Source organism: Lachnospiraceae bacterium KGMB03038, from assembly GCA_007361935.1.
GTDB lineage: Bacteria > Bacillota > Clostridia > Lachnospirales > Lachnospiraceae > Massilistercora.
Map to the genome: position 1 here is coordinate 777,001 of CP041667.1, position 16,618 is coordinate 793,618.

The window sequence follows — 16,618 nt, forward strand, 5'->3', positions numbered from 1 at the left end:
GGATAGCCACAGGCATTGCTTGCCACTTTTGTTCGCAAACAATATCCGTATCCTTTACACGATGATTTACTTTTATTATCATAGTCGTAATAAGTATATAAACTACTTACATATAAGCACCTAAAATATGAAAGGGCTGATAAAATGATGACCTTTGAAAAGGTTTTAGAAGTATTCAACGATTACCTAAATAAAGATAGTGTTTTGGAGGTGGTGAACACTAAGCGAGGATACACCGTTATGATTTGGGATGAAAAAGATGAGCAATGGTTTGGTGTGGAACATTGCAAAGCCCCCGAGCTTTTACGGGATGCCTTACTTGATGGCTATCGTGATTTTTTAGAGCAACAACTTACTCATAACCGCAGGAGTTTAACCGAAACAGAAATCTTAGATATTCAAAACCGATGTGAACAGCTTTATGATTTGTGTGGAGAATAAAAAAATAACCTAAAAAGTGCGATAGCCTGTGTAGGTGTCGCACTTTTTTCAGTTGGCTTGGCTTACGAAAACAGCGTTAATTATTCCGCAGTTTCTCTTGCCTTTTTCAAGCCTTGAGCCGTAGCTTCCATCACGATAAGCTCCTTTTCTTCCATATCATTCAACAGTACATCAACTTGTTTGCGGCGATTGTTGTCGCCATCTTCATTGCATGGAAAAAAGAACTGGTCTACAGAGATGTCAAGCAAGGTAGTAATGAGATAAAATTTGTTAAGCCTTGGGTGCTGCCCCCTGTTCTCTATATACATAATAGAGCGTGGCGTAAGGTCTACCAGTTGGGCAAGATATTCCTGTGTCCACCCTTTTGCTTCCCGAGCTTTTTTTATCGCTATACCTAACGGCTTAAAATCAAGTTTTCTTTCATCTTGGTACATTTTAATATCATCCTATATCATTGTACATTTCGGGTGATGATATTTGAACGAAGTATGATTTTATGTTTAGTAGTGTATAATTTCGTATTAGTGGAGAGAAACTTGCTATTATTCGTCATTCCGTATATAATAATTATATACTCTTTGCGAAAGGAAGTTGATATTATGAATTACATTTCTGTGAAAGCCGCTTCTGAAAAATGGGGCATATCGGAAAGACGGATACAAAAATTATGTGAGGAAAATCGCATTGACGGAACTGAAAAATTTGGTCGTGCATGGATGATACCAAAAGATGCAGAAAAACCCGTTGATGGACGTATGAAAACAAGGAACAAACAGGAGGAGAATCATGGAATTTAATGAAAAGCTACAACAGCTTAGGACTGGAAAGAACTTAACGCAGGAACAACTTGCGGAGCAATTATATGTATCAAGAACAGCCATTTCAAAATGGGAAAGCGGAGTTTCCCAAACAAAAGGATATTAGAAACAATCCATGAAATACCTGCTTGCTAAACTATTGATATTCAAATTAGGAAAAAACAAACCTATGAATAGAGGCTTATTGGATTTAGAAATACAATAAGCCTCTAAAATTACCGTAAATCTTGACATATAAATGTCATGTTTATATGATAACATGAGAAACAAGGGAGTGAGTGCCTATATGAAAGAGAGTAGATTATTTAGAATTATTTATCATTTAATGGAAAACGGAAAATCTACCGCTCCAGAGTTGGCAGAAAAATTAGAAGTATCAGTAAGAACAATTTATAGGGATATTGATATTATTAGTAGTGCGGGTGTGCCTATATATGTGACAACGGGAAGAAACGGTGGCATACAGATAGCAGATAGTTTTGTTTTAGATAGGTTGCTTTTATCTGATAAAGAAAAAGAAGATATAATAACGGCATTAAAAAGTGTATCTATTGTGGATAATCATAACAGTGATACATTGTCAAAACTATCAGCGATTTTTAATACAAAAAGTGAAAACTGGCTTGAGGTTGATTTTTCACGCTGGGGGAATAAATCGCAAGATAATGCTATGTTTCAAAAGGTAAAGGAAGCAATCATATCACGCAAAATGCTTTGTATTGTTTATGTGAATACTCGTGGAGAAGTGATTGAAAGAGTTATCTGTCCACTCAAAATGGTGTATAAAGCGAAAAGCTGGTATATAAAAGCCTTTTGTATGAATAAGTCCGATTTCCGTATCTTTAAATTGACACGTATTATACAAGCAAGGAATATGGAAAAAATTTTTAATCCTATGGATTTTCCACAGGAAGAAAAAAAGGAAATGAAAGCAAATTGTGAAAATGTTATACTGCGTTTTCCTCAAGAAATGGCTTATCGGATTTATGATGAATTTGAAGTTGATGAAATCAATCAAGACGATAATGGTGATTTTATAATTTCCGCTACAATGCCTATAGATGAATGGCTGATTGGTTATCTGCTTTCTTTTGGTTCAAAGGTTTGTATCATAGAACCAAAGTATTTAAAAAAAATTGTCTACAATGAAGCAAAAAAAATATGCGAACAAAATAAACCATGACATATGTTGTCAAGGTTATTGTGATATAATACAGATGAAAAAGTATTAAGGGGTGAACTATTTATGAATGAAACATTTATGAACTTAACGCTGGATAATCTGGACACAGAACATATATGTTGTGCAATTTCGGATAAAAAACATCAAGTTGGAGTATCAGTAAAAAAACAATGGCTTAAGGAACGAATTGAAGAAGGTCATGTTTTCCGTAAACTTGATAAAAAAGGAAAAGTATTTATTGAATATGCTCCGATAGAAACAGCATGGGTTCCTGTTTCTGGAGAAAACTATCTGTATATTTACTGCCTTTGGGTATCTGGCTCTTTTAAGGGAAAAGGATATGCAAAATCTTTACTTGAATATTGTATTCATGACGCAAAGGAAACTGGGAAATCAGGTGTATGCGTTCTCAGCTCAAAAAAGAAAAAGCCTTTTTTATCTGATAAGAAGTTTTTTCTGAAATATGGTTTTGAAGTGGCAGATACGGCTGGGAATGATTATGAGTTATTATCATTGTCTTTTGATGGGAATAAGCCTTGTTTTTCTGAAAACGCAAAAAAAATGACAATAGACCAAAAGGAGCTGACAATCTATTATGGATTACAGTGTCCATATATTCCTAAGTGCATTGAACAAGTACAGGAATACTGTAATAAAAATAATATACCATTAAATCTAATTGCTGTAGATACTTTAGAAAAAGCTAAAAATGTTCCTTGCATTTTCAATAATTGGGCGGTATTTTATAATGGTGATTTTGTGACTAATCATCTTTTGAATGAAACTTTTTTGAAAAAGAAATTTCAATTATAAAGGTATAGTTTATGCACTTAAAAAAGGTGAAAGGGATTTTATCTTCATCAAATGGAATGAACCTATATCGAGGTTGTACTCACGGCTGTATATATTGTGACTCAAGAAGCAAATGTTACCACATGGAACATGCTTTTGAAGATGTTGAAGTCAAAGAAAATGCTATTGTCCTTTTAGAAAATGCTTTAAAAAGGAAACGATTAAAATGTATGCTGAGTACGGGTTCTATGACAGACCCTTATATCCTTCTTGAAGATGAATTTAGTAGTGTCAGAAAAGCATTAGCGTTAGCATATAAGTACGGTTTTGGTTTTACTCTGATAACAAAATCTAATCGTGTATTAAAGGATTTAGATTTATTAAAGGCTATCAATGGCAAAACAAAATGTATAGTACAAATGACATTAACGACTTATGATGAGGATTTATGCAAAAAAATTGAACCAAATGTCAGCACAACAAAAGAAAGAGTTGAAGCTCTAAAAAAACTACATGATGCTGGTATTCCCACAGTTGTCTGGCTTTGCCCTATTCTTCCTTTTATCAATGATACGGAAGAAAATATTAAAGGGATTTTAAATTATTGTATTGAAGCAAAAGTTTATGGTGTTATCTGCTTTGGAATGGGACTAACGCTTCGTGAGGGAAATAGAGAATATTTTTATAGTCAGTTAGACAGATTATTTCCGTATTTGAAAGATAAATATGTACAAACTTATGGTATGCAGTATCAGATAAACAGTCCAAATAATGAACCATTGATGAAACTTTTTCATCAATTATGTGAAGATAACGGGATAGTACATGATAACAAAATTATCTTTGAATATTTAAGTAAATTTGAAGAAAAAAATAAAAATATTCAGTTGAGCTTATTTGATGAATTTCTTTAACAAATCCATTCGATAAAAATAGTAAATTATTTTCAGAGAGTTGGTAATACTATGACGTCATCCTCTTTCAAAAAGGTGGTTAGATTACAATTCAATGCTTTGATGATGAGAACAATAAAAGGTACATTGAAACAGAAACGGAAACAGCTAGCCAGATATTCAAAACATGAAATTTTGTTTTCTGAAATAAGCACATCACCATTGTATGAGCAAGGTACACTTGATACCTATTCTTGCAATATGACGGTATTTCGTGTACAGCATTTTATTTTCCGTGTTACTGATGAAAAAATCAGTACAGCCTTAAGTGGATTATCAGAAAGGCAGAGAGCGTTTATTCTTCTCTACTATTTCAGAGATATGAGCGATAGAGAAATATCCGAGTTGTATCATATATCCCGTTCTGCGGTAGGATATACACGAAATTGTGGTTTGAGAAAACTGGAAAAACTTATGAAAGAAAGGAGCTGAGCAACGTCAAAAGATTATGGTTATCCGTCTTTTGAACTGATTTGCAGAGCGTCCAATGGTGATAAAACGGCAATTCAAGAAATTCTAGATTTTTATGACGGTTATATATCAAAGCTCTGTCTGCGTCCGTTTTATCACGATAGTGGAAAGGTCAGCATGAGGGTAGACGAAGAATGGAAAGGAGATATTCACACCGCCATGCTAAAGGCAATCTTGAAGTTTGAAATCAAGATAAAATAGTTTTATAAAAGGCTACACCGCCGGAGTGATCCAGACGTGGTGGCGGTCGTAAGACATCAAGCCATGCCAGCTTTGCTGGCAAACGGCTGGTTCACTCTGACGGTGAGGCGAGCGTTAGCGAGCCATAAAGCCCCCGTTATCTAACAAGGGGGGCACAAGTAACTGGAAACTATATTCCGCAAGGCGTAAAAATCCTTTGTTTATGCGCTGTAACAGCATTTCCAAAGTGTGATTTAAAATGCGCCTGCTTTACCATATAAATGGAATACTGCATATCTGAGGACAGTTGATTTCATATTGACTGTCCTTTTTTCATGCAACGAAACGAAAGGACGAGTGATTTATGAATAATGATTTTATACAGGAACTGAAAGAAAAGCGTGAACGCTATGGCGTATCACAGTCAAGGCTGGCGGTTGCCTGCAGTATCAGCCGTGAATACTATAACCGCATTGAAAACGGCAAGACACAGCTCACAGAAGCCTTAAAAGAGGAACTAAAGAAACAGATAGAACGCTTCAATCCAGAAGAACCGCTGTTCCTGCTCATTGATTATTTCAGAGTGCGTTTCCCTACTACGGACGCATTGACAGTAATACAGAGTGTTATGCACCTTAAAGAGAAATATTTTCTCCATGAGGACTATGGGAAATACGGCTATGAGGAAAGTTATCTCTTGGGTGATATTCAGGTCATGGTTTCCCACAATGAAGTGTTGGGTGTTCTTATGGAAATGAAAGGAAAAGGCTGTCGTCAAATGGAAAGCTATCTGCTGGCGCAGGAGCGAAGCTGGTATGATTTTATGCTGGACTGTCTGACTGCCGGCGGTGTGGTGAAGCGTCTTGACCTTGCGGTCAATGACCGTGTGGGTATCTTAAATATACCAAAACTGATTGAAAAATGGGAACGTGGCGAAGCTGTTTCCCGTTTCCGTGGGGAGAAAGGCTACAAAGGCACACAGAAAAATGGTGATGATATTCCAGAGAGCACAGGAAATACCCTCTATATCGGGTCTACAAAAAGCGAACTGTATTTCTGTCTATATGAAAAAGACCATGAACAGTACCACAAGAACGGTACAGACATGGAAACGACAGAAATCAAGAACCGTTTCGAGATACGTCTGAAGAATGAACGAGCCTATCATGCCGTTGCGGATATGCTGACCTATTATGATGTGGAGCGCACCGCCTTTTCTATCATCAATCATTATGTCCGCTTTGTTGACCGTGAGAACGGCAAGCCTAAGAGCAAGTGGAAATTAAATGCTGACTGGGCGTGGTTCATTGGGGAGCATAGGGAAAAAATAAGGCTGACTACACAGCCAGAGCCGTTCACTCTGCAAAAGGCGTTGAATTGGCTACACAGACAAGTCGCTCCGACACTGAAAATGGTGGAAGAACTGGACAAACAGAATAATACCACCATACTCCGTGATATGCTGGATAATACGGTACTAAAGGAAAAACATAAACATTTGTTACTACTGGAAAAATCAAAGCCAGAGGACAGGATAGATACCGCCGTTTCATCAGAAAATGACGGTATTTTTTGATTTCACGCAACAAAACCGCTTCTTCCGTACAGATATGAGGTGAAAGAAGAAAATTAACGATTATGAGGTTAGCAGACGGATAGTTGCTGTACCGATAGGAAGTGAAAAGAAGAAAATTCATTAGAAATTGCCAGAAATATATCTCTCATTTGTATTGATGATAGAGAGAGGAAAATGTTTGAAAGTTGGCAGTAACCGCAGTCGCTGGGTAGCTGTTAAGTGAAGAAAGATTTTTTCGCTTTTACTTGGCAGAACACCACTTCTGCCCCTGTATGGTACGAAAAGAAAAAACTTCTGAAATCTGGAAGCAAAAGACACTTTCCATTCCCTATATGGAGCGGAAAGAGGAAATCCGGTCGAGGATTGCCTGTATCTTATCTGTCATTCGTACTAATAGCGGAAAAAGAAAAGATTGTTTTCAATTTTGGGTATCAATCTTCCCTCTGCATAGCGAGTGTTAAGCGTAAAGAGGTTTTCTTCTTTCAACTGTTCTTTGACAAGTGAATACAGCAGTCAGATACGTTAGACAGCCAGCGAGCCGTAACGGGCTGGTACGCCATGACCTTTTTCCGGCAAAGCGAGCGATACCATGCCAGCGTCCATAAAAGAGAGTTTGTCACTTCTCTTAGCCATGACCTGTGTTGTCTGATAATGATACTCCCGTACAGCCACAGCCTGAACGCTAGAAACGTCGCACGCAATGGGTACGGCTACATGAGAACCATGCAGAGGTGCAAGTCCTGTGGGCGTTGACAATCGCCGTCTGACTGCTTCAACAGTCCAAAACGAAAAGAGGTGATGTGTTATTGATAAAATGACAGAAAAAGAAGATACGGGAAATGCGACAGTCAAGAAGCGTCTGGCTTATGGAAAGACACGAATTATCATAAAAGAACATTTTTCAGAGCAAGGGAAAACGATTGACGAACTGTGGACAGATGTTCTTCTGGAAAAAGCAAAGCAGACAACAGCGTGAGAAAAAGGGGCAGAGATGAAAAATATATTGAATGAGGAAAAATGCCCGTGTTATACTTTATCTGCAAGCAGGTATTGTAAACATGGGTTGGTTATAGAGGAGGATAACTGACAATGAAACAACAGATTTACAATACTGCACTTTATCTTAGGCTGAGCCGTGATGATGAATTACAGGGGGAAAGCTCCAGTATCACGACACAGAGAAGTATGCTCCGCTCCTATGCCAGAGAACACCATTTGAACGTTATTGACGAGTACATAGATGACGGGTGGTCGGGAACAAACTTTGACAGACCGGATTTTCAGCGCATGATTGCAGATATTGAAGCCGGAAAAATCAACTGTGTAGTTACAAAAGACCTCTCCCGTCTTGGCAGAAATTACATTATGACGGGGCAGTACACGGAACTGTACTTCCCCAGCCATAATGTCCGCTACATAGCGGTTGACGACGGCGTGGACAGTGAAAAAGGCGAGAGCGAAATTGCACCGTTTAAGAACATCATCAATGAGTGGGTGGCACGAGATACCAGCCGTAAAGTAAAATCTGCCTTTAAGACAAAATTTGCAGAGGGCGCACACTATGGGGCATATGCTCCGATTGGCTACAAGAAGCACCCGGAAATCAAAGGGAAGATTATCCCAGATGATGAAACAAGGTGGATTGTGGAGAAGATATTTTCACTTGCCTATCAGGGCAACGGCGGGGCGAAAATCACAAAGACGCTGATTGAAGAAAAAGTACCCACTCCCTCTTGGATAAACTACCAGAGATACGGAACATTCGCACATATCTTCGCAAATGCGCCGGAGAGCAAGCGTTACACATGGACAATAGCACAGGTCAAGACGATACTGAAAAACGAAGTCTACATAGGAAACAGCGTGCATAACAAACAGTCTACTATCTCTTTCAAGAACAAGAAGAAAGTCCGCAAGCCGGAAAGTGAATGGTTCAGAGTGGAGAATACCCATGAAGCGATCATTGACAAGGACGTGTTCTACCGTGTGCAGGAGCTTATCAAGTCCAGACGCCGACAGAGAAAGAACAAGGAAACACAGATATTCGCCGGACTTGTCAAATGCGCTGACTGTGGCTGGTCTATGAGGTTTGGGACGAATACCGCCAACAAAACGCCTTACAGCTATTACGCTTGCAGTTTTTACGGGCAGTTTGGCAAAGGTTACTGTTCTATGCACTATATCCGCTATGACGTGCTGTATCAAGCGGTACTGGAAAGACTTCAATTCTGGGCGAGAGCCGTACAGCAGGACGAGGAAATGGTCTTGAAGAAGATACAGAAAGCTGGAAACGCACAGAGATTGCAGACAAAGAAAAAAGCAGAAACGGCACTGAAAAAGGCAGAGAGCCGACAAAAAGAAGTTGACCGCTTATTCCTTAAAATGTACGAGGACAGAGCCAGCGGAAAGATAACAGAGCGTAATTTCGTCATGTTATCCAGTAAATATCAGCAGGAACAGATAGAGCTGGAAGAACAGACAGCAAGCCTAAGTGAAGAAATACGAAAAATGGAACAAGAAATGATAGGCGCAGAGAAATGGGTGGAACTCATCAAAGAAAATGCAGTACCTAAGGAACTGACCGCTACACTGCTCAATACCATGATTGAGAAAATCCTAATCCATGCGCCGGAAATAGATGATAATGGCGAAAAGACACAAGAAATCGAGATATATTATCGCTTTATCGGAAAAATTGATTAAAAATCGGATTGATATTTTTAACTAAGGGAAACCGGCAAGGGTTACCCTAACATTGAGTCGCTCAAGTGTATTTCTAAATTCTTTTCTGTGACCATAGATGAACTGCTATCGGGCGAAGAACTGATTACACTTGCCGAAACTGAAAATCGTTCCAACTTGAAAAAAATTTACAGTTTCATTTATGGAATATTAGATATGATGGCGGTTACTTTTATACTTTTGCCGTTGTATGGTAACCTTGTTGACGGATATACTTATTCTGTCAATCTACTTTCATTTACAGACACTACCCCAATATATCTTGCAATCTATTGGATTGTTTTTATTGTTTTGATTGCACTTGGGATAGCGAAACTGATGTGTGTTTGTTTTGAAAAGGAATCATGGAGCAACATAATCACAAAATGCTCTCTCGTGCTGAGTACGCTTTTTATCTGCTTCTTCGCTGCGGCAAGACAACCCTATGTAACCGCCCTTATGTTTCTGCTATTTGTTGCTAAAATATTTGTCTGGATAAAGCAAACCCAAACAAAGTAAAATGCCATAAACCCTTTAAAATAGGCTCTGACACGATAAGTGTCGGAGCTTTTTTCGTGCTGACATCTATTGTGTCGGCATTGTGACGGTAGATTTCTTGGCTTCTATGCAATACTCGTGGATAATAAGATTGTGGTCAGCGAAAACAAGAACAGCAACCCACGGAAAGGAGAATCAAATATGGATTATATCATTGAAACAGAAAATCTTACGAAGCGATACGGAACAGCCACCGTTGTCGATAAGGTAAATCTTCATGTGCCAAAGGGCAAAATTTATGGTTTGCTCGGCAGAAACGGAGCAGGCAAAACCACAGCAATGAAAATGATGTTGCAGCTTGCTTTCCCAACGGAGGGAACGGTACGCTTGTTTGGCACAAACTATAAGGAAAATATCCATACCCTTTATAGCAAAGTAGGCTCTATTATCGAAACACCGGGATTTTACAGTAATTTAACAGGGTATGAGAATTTGCAAATTCTCGCTAAACTGCGAGGGGGAGTATCTAAAAGTGGAGTAGAAAAAGCTCTTGAAGTTGTGGGGCTGCATAAGGAGAAAAGAAAAGTCTTTTCCGATTATTCCCTCGGAATGAAGCAACGGCTTGGTATTGCCGCCGCCATTATGCACGAGCCGGAGCTTTTAATACTTGACGAACCGATTAACGGACTTGACCCCATTGGAATAGTTGAAATACGCTCATTTTTATCTGAACTTAGTCACAATCATGGCATTACCATTTTTATCTCAAGCCATGTTTTAAGCGAGATTGAACAGATAGCAGATATTATCGGCGTTATGCACGAGGGGCATTTAGTAGAGGAAGTGAATATATCCGAGCTTCACAAAAGGAATCGAAAATACATTCAATTTGATTTATCTGACAGTGAGATAGCCGGAAAGATTTTAGAAAACCACTACCACATGACGGATTTTACAGTGCAGGACGGTACGGTGAGAATTTATGACTTTAGCCAAAGTGTTGGAGAAATCAATCGAGAATTTGCACGAAATGGACTGCTCGTGACAAGGATAAATGATAGTGAGGAAAACTTAGAGGACTACTTTTCTAAACTGATTGGAGGTGGCGGTATTGCTTAATCTTATTTCTTGTGAATTATTAAAACTAAAGCGTTCAAAAATGGTGCTAATTAGTGTGGCAGGGGTATTATCTACCCCACTTTTGATGTTAATAGAAGCCTTGCAAACACATTTTGATAAGCCGGAGATTATCTTTACCTTGTCTGACATATACAGCGACAGTGTACTGTATATCATGCTGCTGGTAAACATTATGATATATGTGGCAATTGCAGCTTACTTGTTTAGCAGAGAGTACACAGAAAGCACCCTCAAAACCATATTGCCCATACCCATTTCAAGGACAAAACTATTAATTGGAAAATTTTGCACCCTGCTTCTTTGGATTGTTATGCTAACCCTTGTAACATGGGCAGGTATATTTATCGTTTGTGGGCTATATGACGCTGTCTTTACATTGGAGGGATATAGCTTACTAGTGGCAATAGTATGGCTCCCCAAGTTTTTGTTTGGCAGTATCCTGATGTTTTTAACAGTTTCTCCTTTTGTGTTTGTTGCTATGAAAACAAAAGGATTTGTCGCCCCGATGATTGGCTCTGCCGTGATTGTCATGGGAAGTGCCGCACTTTCAAATCAAGAATGGGGAGCGTTGTATCCGTGGACAGCCACCTATTTCTTGGTGCAGGGTAAACTTCAGAGTACCGGCTATCCTACACTGCTGTCTGTATCTATTATTATTCTTGTATCAGCAGTTGGTTTTCTTATGACCTTTCATCATTTTAAAAAGGAGGATTTGAAATAATGGTACTTGATTTTATAGAAATTTTAAAAGTTATTTTTCTTGGAATTGTTGAGGGTATTACTGAGTGGCTACCTATCAGCAGCACAGGACATATGATTCTTGTGGACGAATTTATCACACTTAATATGAGCGAAGCATTTAAAGAAATGTTTTTTGTTGTTATTCAACTTGGAGCTATACTCGCAGTGGTTGTAATGTTTTGGAACAAGATGTTTCCCTTTCAATTTAAGAACAAAGCACAGTCAATTGTTAAAAAGGATACTTTCTCGTTGTGGTTCAAGGTTGCGGTAGCTTGTGTACCGTCAGCTATTATGGGGATTCTATTTGATGATTATTTGGATGCTTACCTCCAAACCCCCATTGTGATTTCAATCATGTTAATCTTTTATGGTTTGTTATTCATTCTCATAGAAAATTGGAATAAAAAGCGTACTCCTACTACTATGGCACTTTCTGACATCAGCTATAAAACAGCAATCTTGATAGGGGCATTTCAAGTGTTATCACTTATACCCGGCACATCACGGTCGGGAGCAACGATTATAGGTGCTTTACTCATAGGAGTTTCACGAGTGGCAGCAGCAGAGTTTACTTTTTTCCTCGCAGTACCTACTATGCTTGGAGCAAGTGCTTTTAAGCTGTTAAAATTCGGGTTTGAATTTACAAGTGCAGAACTGCTCGCTCTTGTTCTCGGTATGGCTGTGGCATTTGCGGTATCTGTCTTAGTAATTAAATTCCTAATGAACTTTATCAAAAAACATGATTTTAAGGTGTTTGGTTGGTATCGAATTGTGCTTGGTATACTTGTTGTACTTATAAAATCTTAATAATGCGTTTTCTTTGTGCGCGAATAAAAATGCCAGTTGGTCCTTAAGATCAGCTGGCATTTTTGTTTCTGGGGATGGAAAACAACCCAGAGATTCTCGTTGTCGATCTCCTCCTGATTTTAGTTTGCATGGTGAATTTTGCAAATTGAATCTACAGGAGGTTAATAATGGGATTTAATTATGGATATGAGAAAAAGAAGTTTGATAGTAGATGGAAGCGTTTAGAAGTTGAGTATTGTGATGCAGGGATGAGCGAAGAACAGATTGCTGCCATGAAAGAATATGACTGGGCATGGTTTTGCAGTCAAAGGGTTTTTCAAAACCATACGCAACCAATACCTTGTGAACAATATGATGAAGTATGTGGTCAATCACAGCTGTTCCGAAAGTTTGCATCGTTATCTTATCAATGGGATGTTGATAAGATTGATCAAACGCGATATGGATGGTTGGCTTCGGTGGAAAACGAACAACTACTGTTGAGATTGAAGAAGCTGTCGAAGAAAGATTTGGAGCTATTGACATTACTTTTTGTGGATGGTTATCGTCAAATTGATGTAGCACGTCTTTGGCATTGTTCCAGAAGTGCTGTTGCACAAAGATTTAAAAAAATAAAAAAATTTTTGAATAACACTTAACAAATGAAGCGTATCAGTGCCTACCCATTGAGGGAAGAACATTCTCCCAATGTGGAGCTTGACAATTTCATAGACGGCATTTCCGGTACATAACCTATGTACGAGCGAATCAGGCACGCCGCGAAGATGGACAGCCCCAGGAGGTGATGAATAGGACTGTTCCGAGCGATCCACGTCAGCCTGATACCCGAAAGTGGCATTTCAGGGCGCGATGACTGCATAGGGGTTAAAGATACTTCCTCACGGCCTCCTAAAGACTTGGGGGGAACTCTGCGGCGCACGAGTAAAACGACGCTGTGGAGTTATGACAGCCGCGCCAGCGGAGACCGGAATGTCCCCATCGCCAGGGGTGCGTGGCAAATGTGGCGAGTAAATTTTTCAAAGTCAGATACCATGCGCTGGCAGCTTCGGTTGCCAGCGCATTCATGTGATTTTGAAAGCAACAACCACATCTTTGACAGAAAGGGGGACCACCTATGGAAAAATTGATTTCGCGGAAAGAGGCTGCCAAATTACTGGGGATTAGCATTGCCACTTTGGATGCAGCTCGAAACAGTGGGCTAATTTCCTATGTTCAGTATGTGCAAAATGGTTGCGTGTACTTTACAGATGCTGGCCTTCAGGAGTATATCGCAAAATGCACCCATCGTGCAAAGCCAGTGGAAAAAAGCGCTACATACCGCAAGCTGCGAAGTGTCCGAGCTTGAGCTGTTCCGTATCCTTGCTGGAACCTAATATGTCTGATAAAACAAAGGTACAGCGCTGGACATTATTCTTAGGAGGTGACGGAATTGGCAAAAAGAAAAAGGGCAATTCCTCAATATGGTACGGTCGTGCTTAACGGCATTGAATATTATAGAACCAGAGTCGAAGATTCGGATGGAAACAGAGTGGCGCTTTATGCAAAGACGCCCGAAAAGCTTTATGACAAGGAACTGGAGGCGTTAGAGCAGATTGACAGTACTACGTTTCGTCGAAGATCGCCTACGGTTGCTGAGTACTGTGAGAAGTGGCTGCTGATGCAGTCCGTCCATGTTCGGGCCACCACCTTGACAGATTATACCTCTAAGGTGCGGCGGCACATTATTGGAGGGCTGGGAGACAAGAGAATGGCTGATGTATCCCTGGATGACATCCAACTTGCCCTCGTACCTGTTTCCAAGAAGTCGGCTTCGGTTTATAAGTCTGTGGTGATTCTCTGCAAGTCCATTTTCCGGGCGGCCAAGGAGAGCCATGTGATTGACGAGGACCCGACCATATACCTGGATGCAAAGGGAGGAGTTCCCCAGGAAGAAAGACAGGCATTGACGGATGAACAGGTTGAGCGGCTTTTGGACACGATCCGGGATTTGCCGCCCTATGTATTTGTGATGATCGGTTTATATGCCGGTCTGCGCCGGGAAGAAATCCTGGCGCTGCAATGGGATTCTGTGTATCTGGATGCAGAGGCTCCGTACTTAACGGTACGGCGGGCATGGCACACAGAACATAACAGGCCGGTCATTCTTACCGAGCTAAAGACCAAAGCGGCACAAAGAAACATTCCTCTCCCGGTCTGTCTGGTTGAATGTCTGAAAGATGCAAAGAAAAAATCCACTTCGGATTATGTGATTGCCAATCGGGACGGTGATCCGCTATCCTATACACAGTTTAAGCGGCTGTGGCAGTATATTGTGACGCGGACTGCAAAGCCGAGAATGGCCAGAAAACTTGTGGACGGAAAGTATGTAAAATATATGCTTTACCCGAAACTTGGAGAAAAAGCCAGGAATAACGGCCATGTGGTATATAGCCTGGATTTTGAAGTGACACCGCATCAGCTGCGGCACACCTACATCACCAATCTGATTCATTCTTCGGTGGACCCCAAAACGGTACAATATTTGGCGGGCCATGAAAGCAGCAAAATCACGATGGACATTTACGCAAAGGTCAAATACAACAGGCCGGATGATCTTGTCAAAGCAATGGGCTGTGCCTTTGACTTATGGGACGCTGTGTAAGTTCCGAACAATTCAGAAAATGAAGTAAGAGCGAGACAAGGATGTCTCGCTCTTAGTTTTTCCTTGGCCGTATCTTTGATTCAATTTGAAATCTCTGATAAAAAGGAGGTGTAGATACATCACCACGCGAGAAAGGAAATTAATTATGGCAAAGAAGAAAAAAAACATACCTCAATATGGAACCGTCACACGAAAGGGTGTCCTGTATTACAGAACCCGGATTCTGGACGCAGACGGCAAGCAGGTGAGCTTGTATGGGACTACCTGCGAGGAACTGTACGATAAAGAGCAGGAGGCGAGACGCCAGGTAGCGGAGATCATCTTCCACCGGGAGCATCCTACTGTGGCCGAGTATTGTGAGAAGTGGCTGTTGATGCAATCCGCAAAAGTGTCGCCGGCTACACTGAAGGGCTACGCCTCCAATATGAAGAACTACATTATCAAGCCTTTGGGAGATATGTATATGGAGGAAGTAACAGCGGATGATATTCGTCTGGCGCTGATCCCATTGTCCAATAAGTCCGAGAGCCTGCACAATACGGTGAATATGCTCCTCAAGTGCATTTTTTACTCGGCAGAGCGGAGCCAGTTGCTGGAATACAATCCGTGTGAGGGGATTTCGGCAAAAGGAGGGAAACCGACCCAAAAGAAAGATTCGCTGACAGACCAGCAGGTGGAAGTGCTGCTGGAAACCGTCAAAGGACTTCCGCCGTATCTGTTTACCATGATCGGCTTATATGCCGGTCTGCGCCGAGAAGAAGCTCTCGCCTTGCAATGGGATTGTGTGTTCCTCGATGCACCCACTCCATATATCTCTGTGCGGCGCGCATGGCGATCAGAGCATAACAGACCGGTTATCTCTACAACGCTTAAGACGAAAGCAGCAAGAAGGGATATTCCCATTCCCAAATGCCTTGTGAATTGTCTGCGGGAAGCCAAGGCTGCCTCCAAATCGGAATATGTGATTGCCGATAGTGAGGGACAGCCCTTGTCATATTCGCAGTTCAAACGTGTCTGGCAGTACATCGTTGTTCGGTCTACCAAGGAGCGTACCTATTATAAGTATGTGAACGGACAGAGCATCAAGTACACTGTTCAGCCGAGTCTGGGAGGACATCAGAAAAACAATCCCAACATTGTGTATAGCCTGGACTTCGATGTGACACCGCACCTGCTGCGGCATACCTACATCACCAATCTTCTGTATGCAGGTGTTGACCCCAAGACGGTCCAGTACCTTGCCGGACATGAGAACAGCAAGACAACTATGGACATCTATGCAAGAGTAAAGTATAATAAACCAGAACAGCTATTCGATGTAGTAAATTCTGCATTTCATCAAGCTGTCCCCTCGTAAAAGTGGCCTGTTTTTTGGTTAAGGAATAGGACAACCGAGGGGCCGAGGCTCAAAAAAGCCCGGAATATCAAGGAAAATCATCGCTCAGACGATTGAAATACGGTCTCAAAGCAGCTCGTAGAGCTCCACAGTTCTCCAAACGTTAATCAGACGAAATTTTTATGGGGATGTTGTGCGGACTGGTTCATTCCAGCCGGGCAGCAGCCCCTTTCTTATACCAATCTTTACCAATCTCATTTTCAGACGATCTTTCTGATAGGTTCCATATTTGAAAACATAGATTTTAACCGTAGAAATTG

18 protein-coding genes and 3 pseudogenes are annotated in these 16,618 nt (G+C 40.6%); 18 read left to right on the plus strand and 3 right to left on the minus strand.

Annotated elements, in window-relative coordinates:
• Positions 1-144 precede the first annotated feature (144 nt).
• On the plus strand, positions 145-441 hold the full coding sequence (locus tag FND36_03825) for a hypothetical protein (GenBank protein ID QDW73240.1): 297 nt from the start codon (positions 145-147) through the stop codon (positions 439-441).
• Positions 442-521: 80 nt separating this feature from the next.
• Here the strand turns inward: FND36_03825 and FND36_03830 are convergent, their stop codons facing one another.
• The gene (locus tag FND36_03830; GenBank protein ID QDW73241.1) at positions 522-875 is read right to left on the minus strand and encodes a helix-turn-helix transcriptional regulator; all 354 of its coding nucleotides are present in this window, start codon (positions 873-875) and stop codon (positions 522-524) included.
• A gap of 165 nt (positions 876-1,040) precedes the next feature.
• Here FND36_03830 and FND36_03835 point away from each other — a divergent pair, with 165 nt between their 5' ends.
• The 8 genes and pseudogenes from FND36_03835 (at position 1,041) to FND36_03870 (ending at position 6,414) form a co-directional block, all read left to right on the plus strand.
• Positions 1,041-1,238 carry a helix-turn-helix domain-containing protein gene (locus FND36_03835; GenBank protein ID QDW73242.1) on the plus strand — a complete coding sequence of 66 codons (198 nt, stop codon included), beginning with the start codon at positions 1,041-1,043 and terminating at the stop codon, positions 1,236-1,238.
• Positions 1,228-1,341, plus strand: a pseudogene (locus tag FND36_03840) (helix-turn-helix transcriptional regulator). Before FND36_03835 ends, FND36_03840 begins: the two are co-directional and overlap by 11 nt.
• 177 nt (positions 1,342-1,518) lie before the next feature.
• Positions 1,519-2,442, plus strand: coding sequence for a YafY family transcriptional regulator (locus FND36_03845; GenBank protein QDW73243.1), 924 nt, complete (start codon positions 1,519-1,521; stop codon positions 2,440-2,442).
• Positions 2,443-2,505: 63 nt separating this feature from the next.
• Positions 2,506-3,255, plus strand: a complete 750-nt coding sequence (locus tag FND36_03850; protein QDW73244.1) for a GNAT family N-acetyltransferase — start codon at positions 2,506-2,508, stop codon at positions 3,253-3,255.
• 11 nt (positions 3,256-3,266) lie between these two features.
• Positions 3,267-4,148, plus strand: coding sequence for a radical SAM protein (locus tag FND36_03855; GenBank protein QDW73245.1), 882 nt, complete (start codon positions 3,267-3,269; stop codon positions 4,146-4,148).
• Positions 4,149-4,199: 51 nt separating this feature from the next.
• Positions 4,200-4,619, plus strand: coding sequence for a sigma-70 family RNA polymerase sigma factor (locus FND36_03860; GenBank protein ID QDW73246.1), 420 nt, complete (start codon positions 4,200-4,202; stop codon positions 4,617-4,619).
• A gap of 36 nt (positions 4,620-4,655) precedes the next feature.
• Positions 4,656-4,859: a helix-turn-helix domain-containing protein gene (locus FND36_03865; protein ID QDW75530.1), complete on the plus strand. Its 204-nt coding sequence runs from the start codon at positions 4,656-4,658 to the stop codon at positions 4,857-4,859.
• Positions 4,860-5,202: 343 nt separating this feature from the next.
• Positions 5,203-6,414, plus strand: coding sequence for a helix-turn-helix domain-containing protein (locus tag FND36_03870; GenBank protein ID QDW73247.1), 1,212 nt, complete (start codon positions 5,203-5,205; stop codon positions 6,412-6,414).
• Positions 6,415-6,896: 482 nt separating this feature from the next.
• Here the strand turns inward: FND36_03870 and FND36_03875 are convergent.
• Positions 6,897-7,086: pseudogene (locus FND36_03875) on the minus strand (hypothetical protein).
• A gap of 417 nt (positions 7,087-7,503) precedes the next feature.
• Between FND36_03875 and FND36_03880 the strand changes: the two are divergent.
• From FND36_03880 to FND36_03905, 6 genes and pseudogenes are all read left to right on the plus strand, one after another.
• Positions 7,504-9,117 (plus strand): DUF4368 domain-containing protein, encoded by a 1,614-nt coding sequence (locus FND36_03880; GenBank protein ID QDW73248.1) that lies wholly within the window; start codon positions 7,504-7,506, stop codon positions 9,115-9,117.
• A gap of 27 nt (positions 9,118-9,144) precedes the next feature.
• Positions 9,145-9,654, plus strand: a pseudogene (locus FND36_03885) (XRE family transcriptional regulator).
• Between the two features lie 180 nt (positions 9,655-9,834).
• On the plus strand, positions 9,835-10,752 hold the full coding sequence (locus FND36_03890; GenBank protein ID QDW73249.1) for an ATP-binding cassette domain-containing protein: 918 nt from the start codon (positions 9,835-9,837) through the stop codon (positions 10,750-10,752).
• On the plus strand, positions 10,745-11,494 hold the full coding sequence (locus tag FND36_03895; GenBank protein ID QDW73250.1) for an ABC transporter permease: 750 nt from the start codon (positions 10,745-10,747) through the stop codon (positions 11,492-11,494). Before FND36_03890 ends, FND36_03895 begins: the two co-directional genes overlap by 8 nt.
• A complete protein-coding gene (locus tag FND36_03900; GenBank protein QDW73251.1) occupies positions 11,494-12,321 on the plus strand; it encodes an undecaprenyl-diphosphate phosphatase in 828 nt (275 codons plus the stop codon). Before FND36_03895 ends, FND36_03900 begins: the two co-directional genes overlap by 1 nt.
• 167 nt (positions 12,322-12,488) lie before the next feature.
• Positions 12,489-12,959, plus strand: coding sequence for an RNA polymerase subunit sigma-70 (locus FND36_03905; GenBank protein QDW73252.1), 471 nt, complete (start codon positions 12,489-12,491; stop codon positions 12,957-12,959).
• Here the strand turns inward: FND36_03905 and FND36_03910 are convergent.
• Positions 12,846-13,133 (minus strand): hypothetical protein, encoded by a 288-nt coding sequence (locus FND36_03910; protein ID QDW73253.1) that lies wholly within the window; start codon positions 13,131-13,133, stop codon positions 12,846-12,848. The two genes, FND36_03905 and FND36_03910, sit on opposite strands and share 114 nt — an antisense overlap.
• A gap of 302 nt (positions 13,134-13,435) precedes the next feature.
• Between FND36_03910 and FND36_03915 the strand changes: the two genes are divergently transcribed.
• The 3 genes from FND36_03915 to FND36_03925 all read left to right on the plus strand — a co-directional run bounded on the left by FND36_03915 (position 13,436) and on the right by FND36_03925 (position 16,319).
• Entirely contained in the window at positions 13,436-13,666 is a 231-nt protein-coding gene (locus FND36_03915; GenBank protein ID QDW73254.1) for a DNA-binding protein, read from the plus strand.
• A gap of 75 nt (positions 13,667-13,741) precedes the next feature.
• Positions 13,742-14,962, plus strand: coding sequence for a tyrosine-type recombinase/integrase (locus FND36_03920; GenBank protein ID QDW73255.1), 1,221 nt, complete (start codon positions 13,742-13,744; stop codon positions 14,960-14,962).
• Between the two features lie 145 nt (positions 14,963-15,107).
• Positions 15,108-16,319 (plus strand): site-specific integrase, encoded by a 1,212-nt coding sequence (locus tag FND36_03925; GenBank protein QDW73256.1) that lies wholly within the window; start codon positions 15,108-15,110, stop codon positions 16,317-16,319.
• Positions 16,320-16,618 lie beyond the last annotated feature (299 nt).